Consider the following 23,345-nt stretch of genomic DNA (forward strand, 5'->3'; position numbering starts at 1 on the left):
CCCCCTTATATCTTGTCAATGTGGACTTGATCAATTAATGAATGAATGTCATGTAAATCACTTAAGCCTTTAGAAAATGCAGTAGATGCGCCTGTTGCAATGCCGTAACGTAAGCACTCTTCAGGTGAATGACCCTCAAGCTGTTTACTAAGAAAGGCTGCGAGCATCGCATCTCCAGAGCAAGCTGTATTTACTACAGTGCCTGTCGGTGCGTTTCCTTTTAAGACGGCGTCTTTTGTAATGAACAAAGCCCCTTCTCCCCCGCGGGAAATAAGCACTTGCTCTGCACCCATCTCAATGAGCTTTTCTCCTGATTGAATGAGTTCTTTTTCTGACATAGGATGTGTTTTGCCGAAAAAAGCAGCGATTTCTTCTTCATTCGGTTTTAATAAATACGGCTTGTATTGAAGCGTCTCAAGAACTGCTGCGGAGCTTGTGTCTAAAATAAACTTGACGTTGTGCTGATGACAAATAGCTGCTACTTCTGAAAAAATGCTGGCTGGTACGCCTTTTGGCAGGCTGCCTGACATGATCAGGATGTCCCCCTGCGGAATGGCCGCTATTTTTTCACGAAAGGCGAGAAGTGCTTTTTCTTCAATCGCAGGTCCTTGGTTCACGAGCTTATATTCTTCTGTCGTATTAATAAAAACATTAATGCGTGTAATTCCTTCAACTGAGATAAAATCGGTTTGAATGGAAAGGTCCTTTAAGGATTGTTCAATATAAGAGCCTGAAAACCCAGCAATAAATCCTAATGCAGTGCTGGTGAATCCATATTTCTTTAGCATAATGGAGACATTGACTCCCTTGCCGTTCGGCTGATAATCTTCATCTTCCGTGCGGTTGACTGCATTTGCCTTCATTTCTTTTAATGCAATATATAGGTCAATAGCAGGATTTAAGGTGCAGGTATAAATCAATTGGTTTCACCTTCTTTCTTTTCTCTAAAGAAAGTATCTCATACGCAGGAGTGAAAATGTTTTCAGATTGTGTAAAGGTTTTCATGATAAAAAGCCTTCTAGATCAAAGTCTCGAAGGCTTCTTTATCGGTTATTTCATTCGAATCACGTAGGCATCTAGTAAAATGCGGGCAATGACATGAAGAGACAGGCGCGATCTGACCTCATAATCTGGGAAGAAAGATTGTTCGCCTTTATATCCGACTAGAGTCATATCTGATATTTTACTTAATGTAGAATCTATTCTTGTGGTGACGGTAATGGTCGTGACTTGCTTCATGCTAAGGTTTTGACACGCTTCAACGAGCTCCGCTGTTTCGCCATTTAATGAAACAAAGATCGCAAGTTCGTTTTTACCGATGTCTCTCGATTTCAGCCGAATGATATTCGGATCGTCATGTACTTCGCATGTTTTTCCGATGAGCTGTAATTTGATGGTCATTTCTTTGGCAATCATCTCTGAGAAGCCTCTGCCGAAAATATAAATTTTGTCCGCATTATGTATTTTTTGAACGGCATCTTCAATTTGCCCAATACTTTGCAGCTGGATCGTCTTTAAAACCTCTTCTTCATTTTTCCGAATCGCTAGTTTAATGTCTTCATCAATGTTTTTGAGCTGATCGCTTGCATCGGTCATTTTCTTTTCTTGTTTCAATCGATATTTAAAGGATGTATAGCCGTTGTAGCCAATTTTTTTCATCAGTCTGACAATTGTGGCTGTCGACACATTCGCTCTTTCACTCAATGTGACGATGGATAAGGTGGAGATATCCTCTAAATGCTGGTGAATATAATGGAGTAAATAACGTTCTGTTTCACTTAGCGTTTGATACACTTCGCTTGGAATGTTAAATAGTGGTTCATTCAATTCGATTCCCCCTTACTCATTTCATACTATAATTAAATGCCCAATAAAAACAAGATGATTCTTTTGTCATATATTTTGTTAGAAAGCCAAAATGAGTGAAATTTCATTTTTGACATACACTAAGGAAAAGTTGTGTCTGTGTGAAAGGAGCTGATCATGATGCTTCATCTTTTGTTTTATCTCATCCTTCTTTATGTCGTCTATGTATTTTTGACCGCATTTGTTTTGTTTTATTTACCGATACGAAAAACATGCAAAGAACATTGCATTTATAAAGCCTCTTCTATCTCAGGAGACGATCAGGGGACAAATCAAGTGATGCTTCTTGACGACGGGTTTGAATCTGGTCAGGTGAGGATCCAAATGATTCGTGAGGCAAAGAAGGTGATCCGCCTCAGTTACTATTCCATTCAAAAGGGAAAAACAGCCGAATGGATACTAGGTGCTTTAATTGAAGCAGCTGATCGAGGTGTGAAAGTGCAGCTGTTGTTAGATGGCATCTGTCACAGTTTGCGCGGGCCGCTAAAGCATTTGCGCTATGCGGTAGCAAATCATCCGAACATGTCGATTCGTTTTTATGAGCCCTTTCGTTTGTTCAAGCCATGGACATGGCATAATCGGCTACACGATAAGCTGCTACTAGCAGATGGCCGAGTGGCTGTGATGGGCGGAAGAAATATCGGTGATAAATACTTTGCAGATCAGCCGCCGAAAGACTTTGCTTTTGACCGTGATGTGCTGCTCTATAACCCCAAAAAGGGAAAAGTATTAGATGAAATGGAGCAATATTTCGTTTATCTATGGAATCATGATTTCACAAAAAGAACAAAAGCTGTGTTCTCTAAGCCAAAAGCGAAAAAAGGATTAAAGCTAAGAAAACAGCTGCTCAGATCCTATCAAGAAGCCATGCGCACGAAAGAACCTTTTGTGATGTCCTCATTTGATTGGGCAGCAGATACCACTTCTGTGAAACAGGTTGCCTTTTTCACAAATCCTGTGGAACGCTTTAATAAGCGACCACTTGTGCTGAAAAAACTGAACGATCTTGCGCACCGGGCAAAGCGTTCTGTGCTCATCCAAACGCCTTATGTCATCCCAACGCGCCCAATGAAAGCCGGACTCACTCCCTTACCTAGTGATATCCAGACGACCGTGGTGACGAATTCACTTACGGCGACGCCAAATCCGTTGGCCTTTGCCGGGTATTTAAGCACAAAAAAGGAGCTGATGAAAACAGGCGTTCATTTGTATGAATATGAAGGCCCGTATTCCATTCATGCGAAATCAATGGTGATTGATGATTACTTGAGTATAATTGGGACATATAACTTAGATGCGAGGTCTAGTTTTTTAAACACGGAGTCGATTTTAGTCATTGACAGTGCCCCATTTGCGTTATCACTTACACAGGCAATTGAACGAAAAATCGCCTACAGTTATCTCGTTGCTAAAGACCGAACAGTCCTTCATGCGAGCGCTTATGGACAGAAAAAAAAGCCTTTGATGAAAAGGCTCCTTTTAAATGGATTATCCGCAATAACGGTTTTATGGAGGAGATTGATTTAAAGTAGGGCAGCTACTCCTGTGGCAGCCCTTTTTCTTGCGATTGCTGCTCTTCAGCTGACTCCAATTTGGTCAATTTAAACACCAAGATTCCAGCAACAATCACAATAACACCTAAAAGTTTTGTCAAAGAGAATTCTACTTTTTCTAACCCAAGCCAGCCAAGCGAATCAAACAAAAGCGCGCAGCCGAGCTGTGACGTGAGGACAATCGAGATGCCATAAGTCGGTCCAAGACGTTTGATACTTTGAACAAGACAAATGACCACACCTACCCCAATGGCCCCGCTGATCCAGTACCATGCTTCCATATGTCTTAATCGAAACATGCCAGTCCCCTCTAGTAAGAGCCCCATCAGGAGTGAAGCAATAAAGCCCATTCCAAGAACGAGGGTTGTCGTTGACCAAGAGCCTGTGTGCTCGTTGACCTTACTGTTAAAAATGGTTTGTAAGCTGACGAGTGCGCCAGCCGTGATGGCTAATACTATTCCTATGATCATATATAAATCCCTTCATTTCCTCTATTCATAAATGTTGTGCTCGGCTATTTCTAGGAGCCCTTTGCGGTCACAAATCGTAATCTTTCCTCTCTGCCTTTCTATCAGCCCTTTTTCACAGAATTGCTGAATGACTCGGTTAATATGACGGTAGCTCGTACCGATTAAGCTTGCCGCATCAGTGAGACGAAGGGCGCTCGCGTTGTCGTCATCTGTGACAACAGACAATAAGTAGCTTGCAAGCCTGACCTCCACAGGATATAACAGGTGGAAACTCAAATCGTTTGATTTTGTATAAAATTTGTTTGTGATCCCTTTTAGCAGAAAGGTTAGCATGCGCGGGTCATCCTTCGCATGGCGCATGAGCGCTTGATGAGAAATCCTTAACATATGTACTTCTGTGACCGCTTCGACTGTATTGACCATGTCCGTCTGCTGAACGTATTCGATATCTCCAATCGCTTCAAGGGGATGTTTAAAGCTAAGAATAAAGGTTTTCCCTTCCTTTGTGGTAGTGAAAATCTTTAATTTTCCTTTCACTAACAAGTACAGGTACTCCCTCTTATCCCCTTTTGAACAAACGAGCTCCCCTTGCTCATAGCGCCACAAACTTACGTGTGATATGAGCTTTTGATGAAAGACACTTTCTAATTGATGTGCCTTCATATATGAGGCAAAAAGAGATTCATCTTGAAGCTCCTCCATCTGACGCCCTCCTTTATAGTTTTAAAATGATCACGCCTGTGACCATCAATAAAATTCCTGCATAATGTGGCCATTTCATTTTCTTTTTCTGAACACCAAACCATCCTTTTGCATCGATTGCAAAGGTAAAAGCAAGCTGTGCAATGAGTAAAGCTGCGATAGTGAGTGTCACACCGATTATTTGAATCGCAGTGACTTCATTAAAAATAATAATCGCTGCAAATGCGCCGCCTATTAAATAAAGTGGCTGCACCTTTCGATATTCTCTGAAGTGTCCGTCTCGTACGATGAGTAAAATGACGAGCGAGATGATAAAGCCGGTCAGCTGCGTGATGGTGGCTGCCTGCCATGTGCCGATATCCTGGCTAATTCTTGCATTGGCTACGCCTTGTAGTGTAATACAAGCGCCTCCTAATAAAGCGAAAATAACACCTTTCATTCGTTCAAAAGCTCCTTCTTTTTTCAGTCTAGTTCCATTAAATGATACATGCCTGCCGGTTGAAAAGGACATATGTCCCATTTTGCGTATTATATCAGAAACTTTTTCTTTTGCAGTTTGTTCGTTTTAGATTTTTCACAGTGGGTACAGTTTTATATTAGCTGAAAACAGAATATTGAATGAATCACATACAAAAAGGAGACATGTCAGAATGAGAAATCAAGAGAAACATTTTATTAACGGAGAATGGGTTGCATCAACAGGAAACGAAACGACGGAGGTCATCAACCCTGCGACAGAGGAAGTCATTGGCACCATTAGCTTAGGAACAAAAGAAGATTTAGATAAGGCAGTGAAAGCAGCTCGTGCCGCCTTCCCTTCTTTCTCCAAAACATCTCGAAATGACCGAGTGAAAATGCTGGAAAACATTGTGCGCGGCTACGAAAAACGCAAAGATGAACTTGTAGAAGTGATGACACAAGAGCTCGGTGCACCGCTAAAAGTATCCGAAGAAGTTCATTACAAAATGGGCTATGAACATTTTTCTAAAGCAGCGGAAGCACTTAAATCTTATACATTTACAGAGGACCGCGGCGGACATACCATTATAAAAGAAGCGATTGGCGTCAGCGGATTGATTACACCGTGGAACTTCCCAACGAATCAGACATCTCTTAAAATCGCAGGTGCCATTGCGGCAGGCTCACCAGTTGTCTTAAAGCCAGCGGAAATTACACCATTTGCTGCGATGATTCTTGCAGAAATTATTGATGAAGCTGGTGTACCGAAAGGAGTCTTCAACTTAGTAAACGGAACGGGTGACGTGATTGGTGACGGCATTAGCTCACATCCTGATATTGACTTTGTTTCATTTACTGGATCAGGTGCTGTTGGCTCTAAAATTATGGAAAACGCGGCGGACAACGTGAAGAAAGTGGCTCTTGAGCTTGGCGGGAAATCCCCTCTTATCGTCTTAGATGATGCAGATGTGGATGTAGCAGCAGAAACCGCTGTTCATCATATTGCGATGAATACAGGTCAAGTGTGTTCTGCAGCTACGCGTGTGCTTATTCCAGAATCAATGAAAGACAAGTTTGAAAAAGCGCTGCTGAACGCCCTGCCGAAGTTTACAGTGGGTGATCCGAGAGAAGATCATGCTACAGGCCCGCTTGTATCTAAAAAGCAATGGGATACCGTGCAATCTTATATTGAAAAAGGAATCGAAGAAGGTGCTACCCTTCTTGCAGGGGGAACTGGAAAGCCGGACGGAATCGATAAAGGATATTTCGCCAAGCATACCATTTTCACCAATGTGAAAAATGACATGACCATTGCACAAGAAGAAATTTTTGGACCGGTCATGAGTGTCATCACGTATCAGGACCTGGATCATGCCCTTGAGATCGCCAATGATACAGTGTATGGCCTTGCTGGGTATGTTGTTGGAAAAGATGAAAAAACATTAAAATATGTCGCTGAACATATTCGTGCTGGCCAAATCACCATTAACAATGCCGAAACAGATTACTTTGCCCCATTTGGCGGCTTCAAGCAATCAGGTATCGGAAGAGAATGGGGAGACTTCGGCATCGAGGAATATTTAGAAGTGAAAGCTGTGATGGGACTTCCAACGGCATAATTTTTTGAGGAGGGAGAAAAACTCTAGGGTTTTTCTCCCCTTTTTATTTAATCAATAAGAACCCATTTCGAATTTTAAGAACTGCTTACTACTCTCTTATTTTTTCTTATCCATAATGATTTTGTATTTTTCGACGGTTGCTTTTGGAGGAAACGATTCTTGTAACTCATCAAACCAAATCTCAATCGTTTGTCCCTGTGACAGCTCTTTAGAATCTACTTTCGTTAAATCGATAATGATGAGATCATCTTTATACTTATCAATAAGTAGATGAGTATTCAACGAATCATCGCTTTTTAGAGGCGTTTTATTGTTTATAAGAAGTAAACTCGTCTCCTCTTTACATAGCAGTATGCCTTTTTTTGAAAAAGGTGCTGTTGTTTTATTCTGATTGTATGAATCCTTTATATTTCCCTTCGGAGAATTGCACGCTACTAATAAAATGAGAAAAATCAAGATGACAAGCCGAAAACATTTTATTTTTTTAAACTTTAGCTGTATCAAATTTCATTCACCCCTTTTCAATTCTTTGCGATCGCTTCTTCATGCTAGCATTCTTAGAACAAAACGACCCATTTTTCTTAAGATGCTTTATACAGTTAAACCGATTTACCCTCAAGTTCATTTACCTTGTAAAGGTATTAGAAATGTTAATCATGACAATCAATATTATATATTTTACTTAATGGCAAACTTTCGGTAAAGTTCAAATTGAACCTATATATATAATTCCTATCGAATTAATCTATGTTTATATTCCTTGTGAGGTGGATATCGTTGCAACTTCATGTATTGAACAGTCCGTTTAGTCAGCAGCAGGCAGACTTGCTTAATCAGCTGCTTCCGACTTTAACAGATCAACAAAAAATTTGGCTTACCGGTTATTTATCAGCACAGGCAGCTCTAACCGGATCAGAAACAGCTACTCTAGCCCCTTCTCCTTCTGCCGCAGTACCTGCGCAGCCTGTCAGTAAAGATGTTACCGTCATTTATGGCTCACAAACAGGTAATTCTGAAGGATTAGCGAAAAAGACAGCGCAGCATCTTGAGGAGAAAGGTTTTCAAGTGACGCTCTCTTCTATGTCAGATTTTAAACCAAATAATCTGAAAAAAATACACAATTTACTGATGATCGTCAGCACACATGGCGAGGGAGATCCGCCTGATAATGCCCTTTCTTTCCATGAATATGTCCACGGCAGACGTGCGCCAAAGCTTGATCATTTAAGCTTTTCTGTTTTATCGCTAGGCGACAGCTCCTACGAATTCTTCTGTCAGACTGGAAAAGAATTTGATGAGCGCTTCAAAGAGCTTGGCGGAACGCGCCTGACAGATCGAGTGGATTGTGACCTTGATTATGATGAGCCGTTTTCGGAATGGCTTCAAGGGGTGACATCGTCACTTAGCGAAGGTGAAGCCGCAGCCTTCCCGCAAGAATCAGCAGGAGAGAGCAACCAAACAGCAGCTACTGAATACTCAAGAACGAATCCTTTTTATGCGGAAGTTCTTGAAAATATCAATCTAAATGGTCGCGGCTCTAACAAAGAGACCCGCCATTTGGAGCTTTCACTAGAAGGATCAGGACTTGTGTATGAACCGGGTGACAGCCTTGGAATTTATCCAACAAATGATCCTGCGCTTGTTGATGAACTGATCACAACATGTGGATGGAATGCAGACGAAGCCGTAACTGTTCATAAAAACGGTGACACTCTTCCTTTAAAAGAAGCACTTACCTCACATTTTGAGATTACAGTATTAACAAAACCCCTTCTTCAAAAGTTGGCGGACTTGACGAAAAATGAAGCTCTCCATGCCCTTTTAGAAGAAGGAAATGAAGAAAAGTTAAAAGCGTATTTAGCAGGAAGAGATTTAGTCGATGCTGCGCGCGACTTCGGTCCTTTTGAAGGAACAGCCGCAGACTTTACTGCGATTTTAAGAAAAATTCCTGCCCGCCTTTATTCGATTGCAAGCAGCCTGAAAGCGAATGAAGAAGAGGTTCATTTGACGATCGGTGCTGTGAGATATGATGCGCACGGGAGAGAACGTCAAGGTGTCTGCTCCATTCTATGTGCAGAGCGCTTAGAGCCAGGTGATACGCTGCCTGTTTATATTCAGCACAATCAAAACTTTAAGCTTCCTGAAAACCCTGATGCACCGATCATTATGGTGGGGCCAGGTACAGGTATCGCCCCTTTCCGTTCGTTTATGCAGGAACGAGAAGAAATCGGTGCAAGCGGAAAATCGTGGTTATTCTTCGGCGATCAGCACTTTGTGACGGACTTCTTATATCAAACCGAATGGCAAAAGTGGTTAAAAGATGGCGTCTTAACGAAAATGGATGTGGCCTTTTCTAGAGATTCAGAGGAAAAAGTATATGTTCAGCATCAAATGAAGAAGCAAAGTAAAGAATTATTCGAATGGCTGGAGCAAGGTGCCTATGTATATGTTTGCGGAGATGAAAAGCATATGGCGCATGATGTTCATCATACGCTTCTATCGATTATCCAAGAAGAAGGAGCGATGAGCAAAGAGAAAGCAGAAAGCTATCTAGCTAACTTGCAGCAGCAAAAACGCTATCAGCGCGACGTATATTAATGGACTTGATGCTTGAAAGAAAGGAGCTTTTACTTACATGGTGAAGACAGCATTAACAGCGCCGGATGGACCTCCGAGCGACGTAGAAGAAATCAAAGAAAAAAGTGATTATTTACGGGGTACGTTAAAAGAAGTAATGCTTGATCCGATTTCAGCGGGAATTCCTGATGATGACAATCGCCTGATGAAGCATCACGGCAGCTATTTACAGGATGATCGAGACCTCAGAAATGAACGGCAGAAACAAAAACTTGAGCCAGCCTATCAATTTATGCTGCGCGTACGCCTGCCTGGAGGAATCGCCACATCTAAGCAGTGGCTAGTGATGGATGAGCTTGCTCACACATACGGAAACGGTACGTTAAAGCTGACTACTCGTGAAACTTTTCAGCTTCACGGTATTTTAAAATGGAACATGAAAAAAACCATACAAGACATTCATTCTACTATGCTTGATACAATTGCTGCTTGCGGCGACGTGAACCGGAATGTCATGTGTACATCAAACCCCTATCAATCAGAAGTGCACCATGATGTCTACGAGCTGGCGAAAAAATTAAGTGATGACCTGCTCCCGCAAACAAGGGCGTATCACGAAATTTGGCTTGATGAGGAAAAGGTTGCGGCAACGCCAGATACGGAAGTTGAACCGATGTATGGCCCGCTTTATTTACCAAGGAAATTCAAAATTGGTGTGGCGGTCCCTCCTGCTAATGATATTGATGTCTTTTCGCAGGATTTAGGCTTCATTGCGATCATCGAAAATGAGCAATTGATCGGCTTTAATGTCGCAATTGGCGGCGGAATGGGCATGACTCATGGTGATACAGCCACCTATCCTCAGCTTGCAAAAGTGATTGGCTTTTGTACACCGGAACAAGTTGTAGAGATTGCGAAACAAGTGATTACCATTCAGCGTGACTATGGAAACCGTTCGGTGCGAAAAAATGCCCGTTTTAAATATACAGTGGACCGCCTTGGTCTTGAGAATGTAAAAGAAGAGCTGGAACGCCGCCTCGGGTTTGCCCTTTTAGACGCAAGAGGTTATCACTTTGATCATAATGGGGACCGCTATGGCTGGGTAAAAGGCATCAATGGCAGATGGCATTATACGATGTTTGTAGAAGGCGGACGCATCATAGATTATGATGATTATCCGCTGATGACAGGTATTCGTGAAATCGCAAAGATTCATTCAGGTGACTTCCGCTTAACAGCGAATCAAAATTTGATCATTGGAAATGTCACTTCTCATAAAAAGAAACAAATCGAGCAGCTCATTCAGGAGTTCGGCTTATCAGATGGTCAGCAGCACTCTGCACTCCGCCGCAGTTCAATGGCCTGTGTTTCTCTTCCAACATGCGGCTTAGCGATGGCAGAAGCAGAACGCTACCTCCCACGCTTGATTGACAAAATTGAAGAGATTGTCGAAGAAAACGGCTTAAGTGATAAAGAAATCACGATTCGTATGACTGGTTGTCCAAATGGATGTGCCCGTCATGCGCTAGGTGAAATTGGCTTTATCGGCAAATCACCTGGCAAATACAACATGTATCTTGGCGCTGCGTTTGATGGCAGCAGATTAAGTAAGCTGTACCGTGAAAATGTTGGTGAGGAAGAGATTTTAAACGAGCTTGGCTCTCTTCTCCCCCGCTATGCAAAAGAACGAGAAGACCAAGAACATTTCGGTGATTTTGTCGTTCGGGCAGGGATTGTCAAAGAAACAACAGATGGCACGAATTTTCATGTGCAATAGAAAAAGACAGGACACTCTCCTGTCTTTTTTCAGTGTGATAGAAAATCTTTGCAGCCCTAGGAAGAACGAGTACCGGCACGCAGACCTGAACACCGATGCAAGGGCTTGTTTACATGCTGTTCTGTTTCCGTTTCAAGTACTCGCAAATGCTTTTGTACACATGAGGATTGTCTAAAGAAGAAAGATCTGGTGAAGGCTGCTGTTCATAAGCTCCTTTTAATAAACGCCGGACGATTTTTCCGTTTCTTGTTTTCGGTAAAGCTGAAATAAGATGAATTTCCTTTGGCGTGAGCGCTTTTCCTGCATATGAACCAACATGAGTTTTGAGCTCTTGAATCAGTTTTGTTTCGTCACAAGACTGCGGGCTGGTCACGATGAAGCACACGAGTGCCTCCCCCTTCACCTCATCCTTTACCCCAATCACTGCTGCCTCGTGTACAGCTGGGTGTCCGACAAGAATGGATTCAATTTCTGCTGGACCGACTCGTTTTCCTGCTGTATTAATGACATCATCTGATCTGCCAGTGATATGAAACGTGCCATCCTCTGATTGCACCACCCAATCCCCATGTGTCCATACCCCATCAAATCGTTTGAAATACGTATCTTCATAACGCTTAGGATCTTTCCAAAACCCACATGTCATGCCAACCCATGGCTTTTTCACAACGAGCTCTCCTACTTCATTTATGACGCTCTGACCTGCTTCATTATATACATCAGCTGCCATTCCTAAAATCGCCGCATTAAAAAGGACTGGCTTAATTGGGCGAAGCAGCGTACTTCCTACAATTCCGCCTGAGACTTCTGTTCCTCCCGAATAGTTTAGAATTGGAATATGCTTATGACCGATTTTGTCAAAAAGCCATTGCCATGGTGCTTCATTCCACGGCTCACCTGTAGAAATGATGGCTTTGACATGCGGCAACTTTATACCTGCAAGATTTTGCTGCATCGCAGATCGAACAAACGTAGGAGAAAGCCCAAAGTGGGTGACCTTTTGCTCGTGAATGAATGACCAGAGGTGCTGTTCATCTGGATAATCGGGTGCGCCGTCATATAAAACAATCGCAGCTCCATTGATCAAGCCCCCAAAGACGAGAAATGGCCCCATCATCCAGCCCATGTCTGTGAGCCAAAACAAGCGGTCTCCTTTTGCAACGTCCATACAAAGACCGGCATCAAAAGCTGCTTTTACAGGGAATCCTGCGTGTGTATGGACTGCTCCTTTTGGCGTACCAGTCGTTCCAGAAGTGTATAAGATCATGAGAGGCTCTTCATTTGAGAGATAGGTCGTTTCACTTATCGGGTCTTCTTTTAACAAATCGTTTAACCTAATATCTCCTTCATATTCAGTGTCAGAGGAAGTGTGTACAATGACGGTTTTGACGGTCGTGGTTTTGCCTATGGCTTCTGCTGCACATTCCCGCATATTGATCTTCTTCCCGCGGCGCGTCATGCCTGAGCCTGTGACGACAATGGCTGCACTTGACGCACGAATACGTACGGCAAGAGGCTCGCTTCCATACCCGGAGAAGACGGGGCTAAAGATAACGCCAATTTTCGCAAAGGCTAGCATGACAGCGACCGTTTCAGGAAGCATCGGCATATAAATGACTGCCACATCTCCTTTTTGAAGCCCATTCTTCAAAAAGCCAGCAGCGAGGCGATTCACCTTTTCCTGAAGATCGAGATACGTCCATTTCCTCTCTTCGCCCATCTCGTTTTTCCAAATCACGGCTGGCTGATGCTGCGCATCTTCGTTCTCTGCCCATTTGTCCACGGCCGTTTCGGTTATGTTGAGTTGACCGCCTTTATACCAGTTCGGCCACATGAGTGAATCTTGACCTAATGCGGCTTCGTACGGCATCTTCCACTTGATACCGACCGCCTTTTCGGCTTCTCTCCAAAACCAATCGGTACGCTCGACACTAGCTTTGTAGAATGCATCATAAGTAGAAAAACCAAGTGAGTACATCCATTTGTAAAGACGTGTCTGTTTGATCATTTGCTCTTCCGGTATCCATGCTGGTTTCAGGTTCATCATGAGGGTGCCCCCTTTAGACCGGATAAACCGGATGTTTTCGTCTTGTAAATGTCATCTCTTTTGAGGAATAGGCTTGGAAGCGATGACAAAGCTCATCTCGCAAGTGGTCGAACGGGATGACGCCGTCGACAATCATTTCAGAAGCAAGCTCATATATATTCATATCTTCTTGATATTCCTTGCGTTTCTCATGGATAAATGCAGCTCTCTCTTCAGCAGGCAATTCAGCAATCTTATTTGCATAGACAGCATTTACAGCCGCTTCTGGTCCCATGACAGCAATTTGTGCCGATGGAAGAGCGAGACAGCAGTCTGGTTCAAACGCTGGTCCTGCCATTGCATATAGACCTGCACCGTATGCTTTACGCACAATGACTGATATTTTCGGAACGGTTGCCTCTGACATAGCGGAGATCATTTTCGCCCCGTGTCTGATAATACCAGCTTGTTCCACTTTTGTTCCGATCATAAATCCCGGTATATCCGCAAGGAAAAGGAGCGGGATATGAAAGGCGTCACATAGCTGAATAAACTTAGCGGCTTTATCAGCTGAGTCATGGAACAGCACCCCGCCTTTTACCCTCGGCTGGTTAGCAATAAGACCGACAGGCTGCCCGTTCATTCGGCCAAAGCCTGTGATCAGCTCTGCGGCAAACAGTTTTTTAATTTCAAAAAATGATCCTTCATCAATGAGTAAATCAATGAGCTGATACATATCAAAAGGGGTATTTTGCCCTTTAGGAATAAGGCCTTGGATGGTCATCTCAGATGCTTTAGGTGCTTTTGCGGCTGCCGGTTTTGGTTTCTCTGTATAGTTGGCAGGCATGTAGGTTAAATAGTCGCGAGCGATTTGAATTGCTTCTTCCTCGGTTTTGGCTAAAATATCACCACATCCGGATATGCTACAGTGCATGTTTGCCCCGCCCATTTCTTCAAGTGTTACTTTTTCTCCAATCACCATTTCGGCCATTCTCGGAGAGCCTAAATACATCGAGGCATTCCCTTCGACCATCACAACGATGTCACAAAAAGCAGGAATGTAAGCACCTCCTGCCGCAGAAGGACCAAATAGTAAACAAACTTGCGGGATACGTCCAGACAGCTTCACCTGGTTATAAAAAATGCGTCCCGCTCCCCTTCTGCCTGGAAACATTGCAATTTGATCGGTGATTCTTGCACCCGCAGAGTCGACTAAATACAGCATCGGGCAGTTGAGCTTTTCCGCTGTTTCTTGGATTCTAATGATTTTTTCTACCGTTTTGACGCCCCATGATCCAGCTTTGACAGTAGAATCATTTGCCATAACGCATACGGTTTGCCCATTCATCTGCCCTGTCCCTGTGACAACACCATCTGCTGGTAAATGCTCATCTTTACACTCGGCAAACATCGCATCCTCAATGAACGAATCCTGATCTAATAGCAACTGGAGCCGGTCACGGACGAACAATTTTCCTTTTTCTTTGTTTTTTTGATGGTATCGTTCGGCTCCTCCTTTGACAATTCGCTGTTTTTTCACTTCATATTCTTCGATCATGCCCAGTCCCCTTTCTTGCTAGTTGCCTCTGTATTGAGGCGTTCGTTTTTCTTGGAAAGCTTGAAGGCCCTCCATTCGATCTTCTGTATCAATGAGCCGTACATAGGCTTCGTATTCCTTCATCAAACCTGTACGCAGATCGTGATCAAGACTCATTTGAATCGCTCGTTTCGCTTCTTTTAGAGCAATTGGGCCGTTTTTGGCGATTTGTTTTGCGAGAGAAATGGCGTCATTCATAAGGGAATCTCCTAAAGAGAGGTGCTCAATTAGTCCAATTTGAATGGCTTCTTCAGCTTGTAATGAAGCACCTGTGAAAATCAGTTCTTTTGCTTTACCGAGTCCGACGACACGCGGAAGCCGCTGCGTCCCTCCTGCCCCTGGTATGATAGCTAGTCCTGTTTCTGGCAGACCGAGTCTTGCTCCGGCTCGTGCGATGCGAATATCACAAGCTAGCGCGAGCTCAAGTCCTCCGCCAAGTGCGATTCCGTTCATGACGGCAATGACAGGTACAGGAAGGGATTCAATTTCTGTAAAGGTTTGCTGAATTGACAGAACTGCCGCTTTTGCTTCTTCTTCTGTCATCAATCGTCGCTCTTTTAAATCAGCACCTGCGCAAAAAACGTTAGAACCAGCTCCTGTCATGAGCAGGCAGCGGATGCTTTCATCATGTTTGATTTCTTGAATGAGTTGATTGATCTCCTCAAGCATCGCAGCAGATAGGGAATTTGCTTGTTCTGGTCTGTTTAAGGTCATGATCCCAATCTGTTCATCTTGTATCGTAAAATTGACCAATGATGTCATGTCACATTCATCCTTTATGAAGTAGTATGAGAGTGAAAAGCACGTAAACAATGACTAGGCAGGGTTCGATTTACTTTTGTTTCGATCCATTCTGCCGCTTTTATCAATGCTGGAAAATCGATATTGGTTTCGATTCCTAGTTTTTGAAGCATATGCACGACATCTTCTGTCGCGACATTTCCGCTAGAGCCAGGCGCATATGGACAGCCGCCTAGCCCGCCGCTAGAGGCGTCAAATGTGGTGATTCCCGCTTTTAATGCCGTATAAATATTGGCAAGACCCATCCCTTTCGTATCATGAAAATGAAGAGCGATTTTATCAGCAGGAAAACGTTCAAGTAAAATGTCTAAGCGCCTTTCTACTTGAAGCGGATGGGCTTCTCCAATGGTGTCGCCGAGTGATATTTCATCAATGCCATAAGAAAGCAGCATATCCGTTAACCGCAATACTTGATCCATTGGCACTTGATGTTCATAAGGGCAGCCAAACACGGTGGAAATATATGCGCGTGTGTGTTTTCCAGCTGCTTTTAAATCAGCTGTCATTTGTTTGATGACAGGAAGTGTTTCGTGGATGGATTGATTCATATTCTTTTTGTTATGCGTTTCACTCGAAGAGATAAACATAGCGCCTGTGTCAAGATTTGCTTCAAAAAAGTGAGCTAAACCTTTTTCGTTAGGAATGAGTGCTGCATAGGTGATGTCTCCTTTTTTGTGTAAGGATTGGGCTAATTCTTTGGCATCTTTTAAGGCTGGGACCCATTTAGGATGAACAAATGAGGTGACTTCAATATAAGGGAGCCGGGCTGCTGTGAGCAGTTCAATCCATCTTTGCTTCTCACTTGTGTCCAGCCAAGTGGATTCATTTTGCAATCCGTCCCGCGGGCCGACCTCCCTAATAAGTACACGTTTTGGTAATGCCATCTCGCTCCCTCCTATTCTGTCAGCTCTAAAAGAACCTCCCCTTCATCGACAAAGTCTCCCTCTGCTTTATACACTTTGCTGATGACACCTGCCTCTTCTGCCACTATTGGAATCTCCATTTTCATTGATTCCAAGATAGCGACCTCCTGCCCTTTTTGCACTTCATCGCCTTGTTTCACAAGAAGCTTCCATAAGTTTCCCGCCATTTGTATCGTGACCGTTTTCATGAACGGTTCCCCTCCCTTTTTTTCATGAGAAAATCGGTTGTGATGCTGCCACGTAAGAAAGCAGATGATCCAGCCATTTCCCTCAAAAGCGGTAAGTTGGTTTTAATCCCTTTTATTTCATATGCTTGTAACGCAGCGTTTAATCGTTCTATTGCAAGTTTTCGTGTGTCACCGTAAACGACCATCTTCGCAATCATTGGATCGTAATATGGGGTAATGTCGCTCCCGCTTGTCACACTTGATTCATGGCGTATATAGGGAGCTTCTGGTATAGATAGCCGAGTGATTGTTCCTGGTGACGGATAAAAGGTGACGGGATCCTCCGCATAGATTCTGACCTCGATGGCATGCCCGATTTGATGAATGTCCTCCTGATTGAAGGAGAGCGGCTCTGATGCAGCGATTTTCAGTTGCTCCTCGACAAGATCAATACCTGTAATTTCTTCTGTGACAGGGTGCTCTACTTGTAATCTCGTGTTCATCTCTAAAAAGTAAAATTGTTGGTTTTGATCGACTAAACATTCAATTGTCCCTGCATTTTCATAGCCAATGGCTTTGGCTGCTTTCACCGCCACCCGTCCCATCTCTTGTCTTACGGATTCATCGAGACAGGCAGCTGGTGCTTCTTCGATGATTTTCTGGTGTCTTCTCTGGAGTGAACAGTCGCGCTCAAATAAGTGAACCCCGTGGCCGAATGAATCAAAAAGGACCTGGATTTCAATGTGCCGCGCGTCTTCAATGACCTTTTCCATATAAAGCGTCCCGTCGTTAAAAAAACTTTGCGCTCTTTTTTGATTTCCCTCAAAAGCTTTACGCAGCTCCTCATCATTTCGGACAAGCTGCATGCCGATACCTCCGCCTCCGCTGGATGCCTTGAGCATGATCGGATAACCGAGTGACTGCGCTTTACTGATTCCTTCTTCTGCGTCATGGAGAGGTGCTGAAACGCCAGGTACAATGGGGATTCCCGTATGATCCATCGTTTTTCTCGCTTCAATTTTATTCCCCATGCGCTGAATGACCTGTGCAGATGGACCAATAAAAGCGATTCCTTCGCTGCGGCACCGTTCAGCAAAGGCGGCATTTTCTGATAAAAGTCCATACCCAGGGTGGATGGCGTCTGTATTTGTCTGCTTGGCTACCTCGATAATCACTTCCATGTTTAAATAGCTTTCAGATACTTTTGCACCTCCAATCAGATAGGCGCTGTCTGCTTCTTGTACATGAAGCGCATGCTGATCTGCCTCTGAATAAACAGCCACGGTGTTGATCCCGAGCCTTTTACAAGTCCGAATAATTCGACGAGCAATTTCGCCTCGATTGGCGATCAATACTTTTTTGAACATCGCTGCCCTCACTCCTTTATTAGATCAAGCGCCTGTTTTTTCAGACGAAATTTTTGAATCTTCCCTGAGGCGGTCATCGGATACTCGTCTGTGATGAAAAAATATTTCGGAATTTTGTAGCGTGCCATTTGTGACTGACAGTAGCTGGTTAATGTCTCAATCGTCACCGCGTGACCTTGTTTGAGCCGAATGAATGCGGCGGCTTCTTCTCCGTAAGTCTCGTCAGGAATACCGACGACCTGTGCATCAAGAATGGCTGGATGCGTGTAAAGAACGTCTTCAATCTCTTTTGGATAAACATTTTCCCCGCCTCTAATGATCATATCTTTCAGCCGTCCTGTGATTATCACATAGCCATCCTCATCCATCTCCGCTAAATCTCCTGTATGAAGCCACCCGTCCTCATCAATGACTTCATTTGTGGCTTCTTCATTTTTATAGTAGCCTTTCATCACGTGATAGCCTCTCGTGCACAGCTCGCCTTGTTCTCCTCTTGGTACTTCATATGGGGTACCTGGGGCGGTGATTTTCACTTCGATGTGAGGAAGCGCCCGGCCGACTGTTTGAACCCGCCTTTCAAATGAATCATCCGTTCTTGTTTGGGTAATGACAGGTGAGCTTTCAGTCTGGCCGTAGGCAATCGTGAGCTCCTTCAGACCCATTTGTTCAATGACGGCTTTCATCACATGGGATGGGCATAGAGATCCTGCCATAATGCCGGTGCGTAATGTAGACAGATTGTACTTGTGGAAATTCGGATGATCAAGCTCTGCAATGAACATTGTCGGGACGCCGTGAAGAACCGTGCACTCCTCTTTTTCCACTGTTTGAAGGACTCGCTCTGGGTGGAAAGATTCAATTGGAATGATCGTGCCACCTTTTGCGAGACAAGCAAGTACGCCAAGAACAGACCCAAAGCAATGAAAAAACGGCACGGGGATACACATGCGGTCTTCACGGGTGAGCTTCATGCAATCTGCGATTTGACTGGCATTGCAGACGATGTTTGTATGGCTGAGCATGACGCCTTTTGGGTAGCCGGTAGTCCCTGACGTATATTGCATATTAATGACGTCATCAGGCGTCAGCTCCTCCATTCGTTTCTCCCATTCATCATCCTCCGTTCTTTTGGCAGCAGCTTGAATACTGTCCCAGCTGCGCATGCCCTTTGGCGTGCGCTCGCCAATATAGACGACACTTTTTAAATATGGAAATGCTGTTGAAGTGATCTCGCCCTGATGAGCTGTTTGGAGCTCTGGGATGAGGTCTTCAAGCATTCTGACATATGATGTCTCTTTAAACCCGTCTACGATAAACAGCATGCTGCTATCAGAGTGCTTTAGTAAGTAAGCGAGTTCTTGTGATTGAAAGTTCGTATTCACGGTGACAAGAACGGCTCCAATAGAAGCGCAGGCGAATTGCAGCATGAGCCATTCAGGTACATTGGGTGCCATAATGGCGATATGATCTCCTTTTTGAACGCCTAATGCCATAAGACCTTTCCCTGTTTCCTTGACCTCTTTAAAAAAAACTTCGTATGAATAACGTAATGAACGTTCTGGATACACAATGGCTTCATGTGCTGGGTGCTGCTCCTTTTTCTCTTTTAATAGGGAGCCAATCGTTTGTGGATGAATCGACATCATGAATTTCCTCCCCCACCAATAGTAAGCGTTTTCATAACAGGATTAAGCTAACAATTGTCTTGCGATGACTAAACGCTGAATTTCAGAGGTGCCTTCTCCAATTTCCATGAGCTTGGCATCTCTCACAAGCCGTTCTACCCCGCACTCTTTCATATAGCCTGTTCCTCCGTGAATTTGGACAGCATCAAGACTTGCTTTTGTCGCCATTTCTGAAGCGAAAAGTTTGGCATAGGCAGCTTCTTTTGTAAATGGCTTGCCATGATCTTTCAGCCAGGCGGCTTTCCACACCATTTGTCTAGCGAGTTCTATTTGCATCGCCATATCTGCCAGCTTAAACTGAATGGCTTGGAAGGAAGAAAGGGTCTGCCCAAATTGCTTTCTTTCCTTTGCATAGGAGAGAGAAGCATCTAGTGCAGCTTGTGCGATCCCAACAGATAAGGCAGCAATCGAAATTCGCCCCCCGTCTAAAGTGTATAAAAATTGCTTGAAGCCTTTGTTTGGATCTCCTAATATATGATGAGCTGGTACACTTACGTTGTCTAAAATGATTTCAGCCGTATCTGAACCGCGCACCCCCATTTTGTCGTATGGATTTGTAATGGTCAGCCCTTTTTGCCCTTTTTCTACAATGAAGGCGGAAATGATCGGGCGGCCGTGCTCATCGTGATCCGATACGGCGGTAACGATAATGGTTCTGGCAAAATTGGCGTTTGTGATCCAGCATTTCTCCCCGCTAATCACATATTCTTGTCCGTCTTTGACCGCTTTTGTTTTTGTCCCTTTAGCATCTGATCCTGCATTTGGCTCCGTTAATCCGAAGGAACCGAGTGCTGTTCCAGAGGCCAGCGGGACGAGGTGATCCATTTTTTGTTCCTCTGTACCGAAGTAATACAGCGGGCTTGCGCCTAAGGAAACGGCCGCGGCATAGCTAAGACCTGTACTGGCACACTGTTTTCCGATTTCTTCTACAGCGAGCGCATATGAGATTGTATCTCCACCTGAGCCTCCGTATTTCTCTGGAAAAGGAATACCCATCAAGCCGAGCTCCCCCATTTTTTGAAAAGTTTGGGCTGGGAATACAGCCTGTTCATCAATGGTTTGAGCGAGTGGTGCAATTTCTTCCTTGGCGAATTCTTTGACCATCTGCCAAATCATTTGCTGTTCTTTCGTTAATTCAAAATCCATCGTGTTTCCCCCTTTGGCTCTTTTCTATCATATTTATTAATCAAGTGGCTGCTTCATGCCAAGCTTGGCTGAATTCAGAAAATTAAAACAAAAATAATAGAAAAAAGCATGAACGAAGAAAATCCTCATTCATGCTTTTTCGTTATCTCACTCTTTTTGTAGAAGGTTTGCTTTCGTGATGAAGACGATTGAGAGCCGTTACTTTGTAAGTAACACTCTTATTCTGGTGAACTGAAAGATCTTTGACGGATGTCAGCGTACCAGTTTCTTTTCTAACAGTTTGAAGCAACTCATATGTTCCTTTCGTCGTCAATCGATAGACTGCATAATAGGATGCGGTAGATTGCGGATCATTTTTGATCTGTAAAGCTGCACCATCTGCTGTTTTTTTAATAGATTGAATGATTGGTTTTTTTGGCGCTTTCTGATGAAGCCAAGGCATTTCTGGAATGAGAGCCGGTTTACGGTACGCATCTTCTATCAATCGATTTTTGACATTCAAAGGGTTACGGTTGATATCCTTTAGGCTAAAGTGCATGCTTCCCTGTACGAGAGGTGACTGTCTGTTTAGCTGGATCTGCCGAAAGTATTCTTCTGGATCTGACCAAGCAGGATCACTGTTTTGATTAATTTTATACGTCGCCTGACCAATGTACAGGTGAACAGGCTCTCCCTTCACTTCATTTGACCACCATTTCGTGAGCACGTCATAGGCGGCTGCCTGAAAACCGATGCTCCAGTAAATTTGCGGGGTAACATAATCGATATCATGCTGCTGAATCCACTTTCTTGTATCAGCATACAAATCATCGTAATTGGTCATCCCTGCTGTGGTATTTGAACCAGTCGGGTCATCCTTTATGTTGCGCCATACTCCAAATGGGCTAATACCAAATTTCACATACGGCTTTACTTTCTTCACGGTGTCGTTGATTTGCTTGACCAATTGGTTCACATTATCTCTTCGCCAATCTTCTATATGCGTAAATGCCTTTTTTCCATATGTTTCATACGTTTCTTGATCTAGGAACGGCACACCGGCTATTTTATTCGGGTAAAAATAATCATCCATATGCACTGCATCAATATCGTAGTTTTTCACGACTTCTTCTATACCGCCGACAATGAACTCCTGAGCTTTTGGAATGCCTGGATTGAAATAAAGCTGATTTCCGTACGCAATGGTCCAATCAGGATGTTTTTTTGCCGGGTGATCGGCTGATAAACGGCTGAGATCGGTATGATTCATTGTGATGCGATACGGGTTAAACCAAGCGTGAAATTCGAGCCCGCGTTTATGAGCTTCTTCGATCATGAATTCAAGCGGGTCATACCCGGGATCTTTCCCTTGCGTGCCGGTTAAATATTCGGACCACGGCCCGTATGCCGAAGGGTAAAAGGCATCTGCTGTCGGTTTAATTTGCATGATCACGGCATTCATATTCATCGCTTTGATCTCATCTAACAAATGAATAAACTCTTCTTTTTGCTCTTTGACAGGCAGCCCTTTCTTTGAAGGCCAATCTAAATTATAAACCGATGCGATCCATACTGCGCGCATCTCTCTTGTGCTTTCAAGCTTCCCTTTTGGGATTGGACGAGCTAGACTGCTAGAAGGAATCAATAAGAATACAAACATTAAAATTAGTGTTAGACACGTCATACAGATCTTTTTCACCATTTTTTGCATCACCTCATCATCAGTTTATTCCGCTTTTTGAGATCGAATGCCAGCAGATGGTGTCAGCAGGATATTTTTCATTTCCTTGAGCTGGGCTTCAGGTATGTCGCAAGCCTCGATTAAATACCGCTCTGCACTCCCGTATGTCTTCATCATTTCGTTTAGAACATCTTCCAGATAATCTTGCTGCACACCTAGAAGCGGCTGAATTTGCTCTTTTGATACCCGATATAAACTCATCATCCGGACAAATCGCTGCTGCCTTCTGACAAGCATTTTCACCCCTTCGTTAGAGCGCATGTATTCACTTAAAACGGCAGACATCGGTACACCTGCTACTAATTGAATGAGGGCAGATAAAAAGCCTGTCCGGTCCTTACCGCTTGTGCAGTGAAGCATCAGCGGGTAATTGCTTTTATCTGAAAGCAGTGTGAACAGTTGCTGAATTTCTTCTTTACGCTCTGTGAGCATGCTTTGATATAAATCCTTCATAATCGGTGTGAAAGTGAAAGATTTCCCTTCTGCTACCAGCATACGAAACATGGTCCATTTACTTGGCATCTTACTGTCAGGATGCATGGGAATATGGACGATTTTGTTATGTTCCTTGATCTTTGGCGGATGTGATTTGCATTCTGAGGCTGTACGAAGATCACAAACGGTTTGAATCCCAAGGGTCGAAAACGTCTCGATATCTTGTTTCGTCAGACGGGACAAATCTGCGGATCGATAAATCATCCCCTCCCTGATGACCATTTCATCTGTTGTGTGAAGTCCCCCTACTTCTCTAAAATTCGCAAGCTTTGAAAATGGGTTGTTTGATTGATTCATAGAAGTGAAAGTCCTTTCCGTTACGTTCTTTTCTCTATCATACGCTTTTATCGAGATGGGGAAAAGAGAAGCCATTTGGTATAATGGAAAAAGGACAT

At 43.7% G+C, this 23,345-nt stretch carries 20 protein-coding genes; 4 read left to right on the plus strand and 16 right to left on the minus strand.

Annotation, left to right across the window (positions count from 1 at the left end; translation table 11 throughout):
• Positions 1 to 5: 5 nt before the first annotated feature.
• Positions 6 to 920, minus strand: a complete 915-nt coding sequence (gene pfkB / locus MHH54_RS09215) for a 1-phosphofructokinase (protein ID WP_342500900.1) — start codon at positions 918 to 920, stop codon at positions 6 to 8.
• Positions 921 to 1,050: 130 nt separating this feature from the next.
• A complete protein-coding gene (locus tag MHH54_RS09220; protein ID WP_268460074.1) occupies positions 1,051 to 1,827 on the minus strand; it encodes a MurR/RpiR family transcriptional regulator in 777 nt (258 codons plus the stop codon).
• Positions 1,828 to 1,986: 159 nt separating this feature from the next.
• On the opposite strand from MHH54_RS09220, the gene MHH54_RS09225 reads away from it, so the two are divergent.
• Entirely contained in the window at positions 1,987 to 3,393 is a 1,407-nt protein-coding gene (locus MHH54_RS09225; RefSeq protein ID WP_342500901.1) for a phospholipase D family protein, read from the plus strand.
• A gap of 10 nt (positions 3,394 to 3,403) precedes the next feature.
• Here the strand turns inward: MHH54_RS09225 and MHH54_RS09230 are convergent, their stop codons facing one another.
• From MHH54_RS09230 to MHH54_RS09240, 3 genes are read right to left on the minus strand one after another with little or no spacing between them, the layout of a single operon-like run.
• Entirely contained in the window at positions 3,404 to 3,889 is a 486-nt protein-coding gene (locus tag MHH54_RS09230) for a DMT family transporter (protein WP_106035454.1), read from the minus strand.
• Positions 3,890 to 3,910: 21 nt separating this feature from the next.
• Positions 3,911 to 4,591 carry a Crp/Fnr family transcriptional regulator gene (locus MHH54_RS09235; RefSeq protein WP_342500902.1) on the minus strand — a complete coding sequence of 227 codons (681 nt, stop codon included), beginning with the start codon at positions 4,589 to 4,591 and terminating at the stop codon, positions 3,911 to 3,913.
• Positions 4,592 to 4,604: 13 nt separating this feature from the next.
• Positions 4,605 to 5,030 carry a DMT family transporter gene (locus tag MHH54_RS09240; protein WP_012010174.1) on the minus strand — a complete coding sequence of 142 codons (426 nt, stop codon included), beginning with the start codon at positions 5,028 to 5,030 and terminating at the stop codon, positions 4,605 to 4,607.
• A 211-nt stretch (positions 5,031 to 5,241) separates the two neighbouring features.
• Here MHH54_RS09240 and MHH54_RS09245 point away from each other — a divergent pair, with 211 nt between their 5' ends.
• A complete protein-coding gene (locus MHH54_RS09245) occupies positions 5,242 to 6,669 on the plus strand; it encodes an aldehyde dehydrogenase family protein (RefSeq protein WP_342500903.1) in 1,428 nt (475 codons plus the stop codon).
• Positions 6,670 to 6,765: 96 nt separating this feature from the next.
• Here MHH54_RS09245 and MHH54_RS09250 read toward each other — a convergent pair whose 3' ends face one another.
• Entirely contained in the window at positions 6,766 to 7,173 is a 408-nt protein-coding gene (locus tag MHH54_RS09250) for a DUF3221 domain-containing protein (protein WP_106032526.1), read from the minus strand.
• 273 nt (positions 7,174 to 7,446) lie between these two features.
• Here MHH54_RS09250 and MHH54_RS09255 point away from each other — a divergent pair, with 273 nt between their 5' ends.
• Together MHH54_RS09255 and cysI are read left to right on the plus strand one after the other, a co-directional pair.
• On the plus strand, positions 7,447 to 9,267 hold the full coding sequence (locus MHH54_RS09255; RefSeq protein WP_106035452.1) for an assimilatory sulfite reductase (NADPH) flavoprotein subunit: 1,821 nt from the start codon (positions 7,447 to 7,449) through the stop codon (positions 9,265 to 9,267).
• 37 nt (positions 9,268 to 9,304) lie between these two features.
• Positions 9,305 to 11,023, plus strand: a complete 1,719-nt coding sequence (cysI, locus tag MHH54_RS09260) for an assimilatory sulfite reductase (NADPH) hemoprotein subunit (protein WP_003211384.1) — start codon at positions 9,305 to 9,307, stop codon at positions 11,021 to 11,023.
• Between the two features lie 109 nt (positions 11,024 to 11,132).
• Here cysI and MHH54_RS09265 read toward each other — a convergent pair whose 3' ends face one another.
• The 10 genes from MHH54_RS09265 to MHH54_RS09310 all read right to left on the minus strand — a co-directional run bounded on the left by MHH54_RS09265 (position 11,133) and on the right by MHH54_RS09310 (position 23,247).
• Positions 11,133 to 13,070, minus strand: a complete 1,938-nt coding sequence (locus MHH54_RS09265) for an AMP-binding protein (protein ID WP_003211454.1) — start codon at positions 13,068 to 13,070, stop codon at positions 11,133 to 11,135.
• A gap of 13 nt (positions 13,071 to 13,083) precedes the next feature.
• Positions 13,084 to 14,607, minus strand: coding sequence for an acyl-CoA carboxylase subunit beta (locus MHH54_RS09270; RefSeq protein ID WP_003211285.1), 1,524 nt, complete (start codon positions 14,605 to 14,607; stop codon positions 13,084 to 13,086).
• Positions 14,608 to 14,625: 18 nt separating this feature from the next.
• Positions 14,626 to 15,408, minus strand: a complete 783-nt coding sequence (locus MHH54_RS09275; protein ID WP_003211087.1) for an enoyl-CoA hydratase — start codon at positions 15,406 to 15,408, stop codon at positions 14,626 to 14,628.
• A gap of 14 nt (positions 15,409 to 15,422) precedes the next feature.
• The gene (locus tag MHH54_RS09280) at positions 15,423 to 16,331 is read right to left on the minus strand and encodes a hydroxymethylglutaryl-CoA lyase (RefSeq protein ID WP_003210822.1); all 909 of its coding nucleotides are present in this window, start codon (positions 16,329 to 16,331) and stop codon (positions 15,423 to 15,425) included.
• An 11-nt stretch (positions 16,332 to 16,342) separates the two neighbouring features.
• Complete coding sequence (locus MHH54_RS09285; RefSeq protein ID WP_342500207.1) at positions 16,343 to 16,558, minus strand: acetyl-CoA carboxylase biotin carboxyl carrier protein subunit; 216 nt, start codon at positions 16,556 to 16,558, stop codon at positions 16,343 to 16,345.
• Positions 16,555 to 17,904, minus strand: a complete 1,350-nt coding sequence (locus MHH54_RS09290) for an acetyl-CoA carboxylase biotin carboxylase subunit (protein ID WP_342500208.1) — start codon at positions 17,902 to 17,904, stop codon at positions 16,555 to 16,557. Before MHH54_RS09290 ends, MHH54_RS09285 begins: the two co-directional genes overlap by 4 nt.
• An 8-nt stretch (positions 17,905 to 17,912) precedes the next feature.
• Positions 17,913 to 19,550: an AMP-binding protein gene (locus MHH54_RS09295; RefSeq protein WP_342500209.1), complete on the minus strand. Its 1,638-nt coding sequence runs from the start codon at positions 19,548 to 19,550 to the stop codon at positions 17,913 to 17,915.
• Positions 19,551 to 19,592: 42 nt separating this feature from the next.
• Complete coding sequence (locus MHH54_RS09300) at positions 19,593 to 20,735, minus strand: acyl-CoA dehydrogenase family protein (protein ID WP_342500210.1); 1,143 nt, start codon at positions 20,733 to 20,735, stop codon at positions 19,593 to 19,595.
• A 142-nt stretch (positions 20,736 to 20,877) separates the two neighbouring features.
• A complete protein-coding gene (locus MHH54_RS09305; protein WP_342500211.1) occupies positions 20,878 to 22,416 on the minus strand; it encodes a family 10 glycosylhydrolase in 1,539 nt (512 codons plus the stop codon).
• A gap of 24 nt (positions 22,417 to 22,440) precedes the next feature.
• Positions 22,441 to 23,247: a tyrosine-protein phosphatase gene (locus MHH54_RS09310; protein WP_342500212.1), complete on the minus strand. Its 807-nt coding sequence runs from the start codon at positions 23,245 to 23,247 to the stop codon at positions 22,441 to 22,443.
• Positions 23,248 to 23,345 lie beyond the last annotated feature (98 nt).

Source organism: Bacillus sp. FSL K6-4563 (assembly GCF_038630405.1).
In the GTDB taxonomy this organism is placed as follows: Bacteria; Bacillota; Bacilli; order Bacillales; family Bacillaceae; genus Bacillus; species Bacillus pumilus.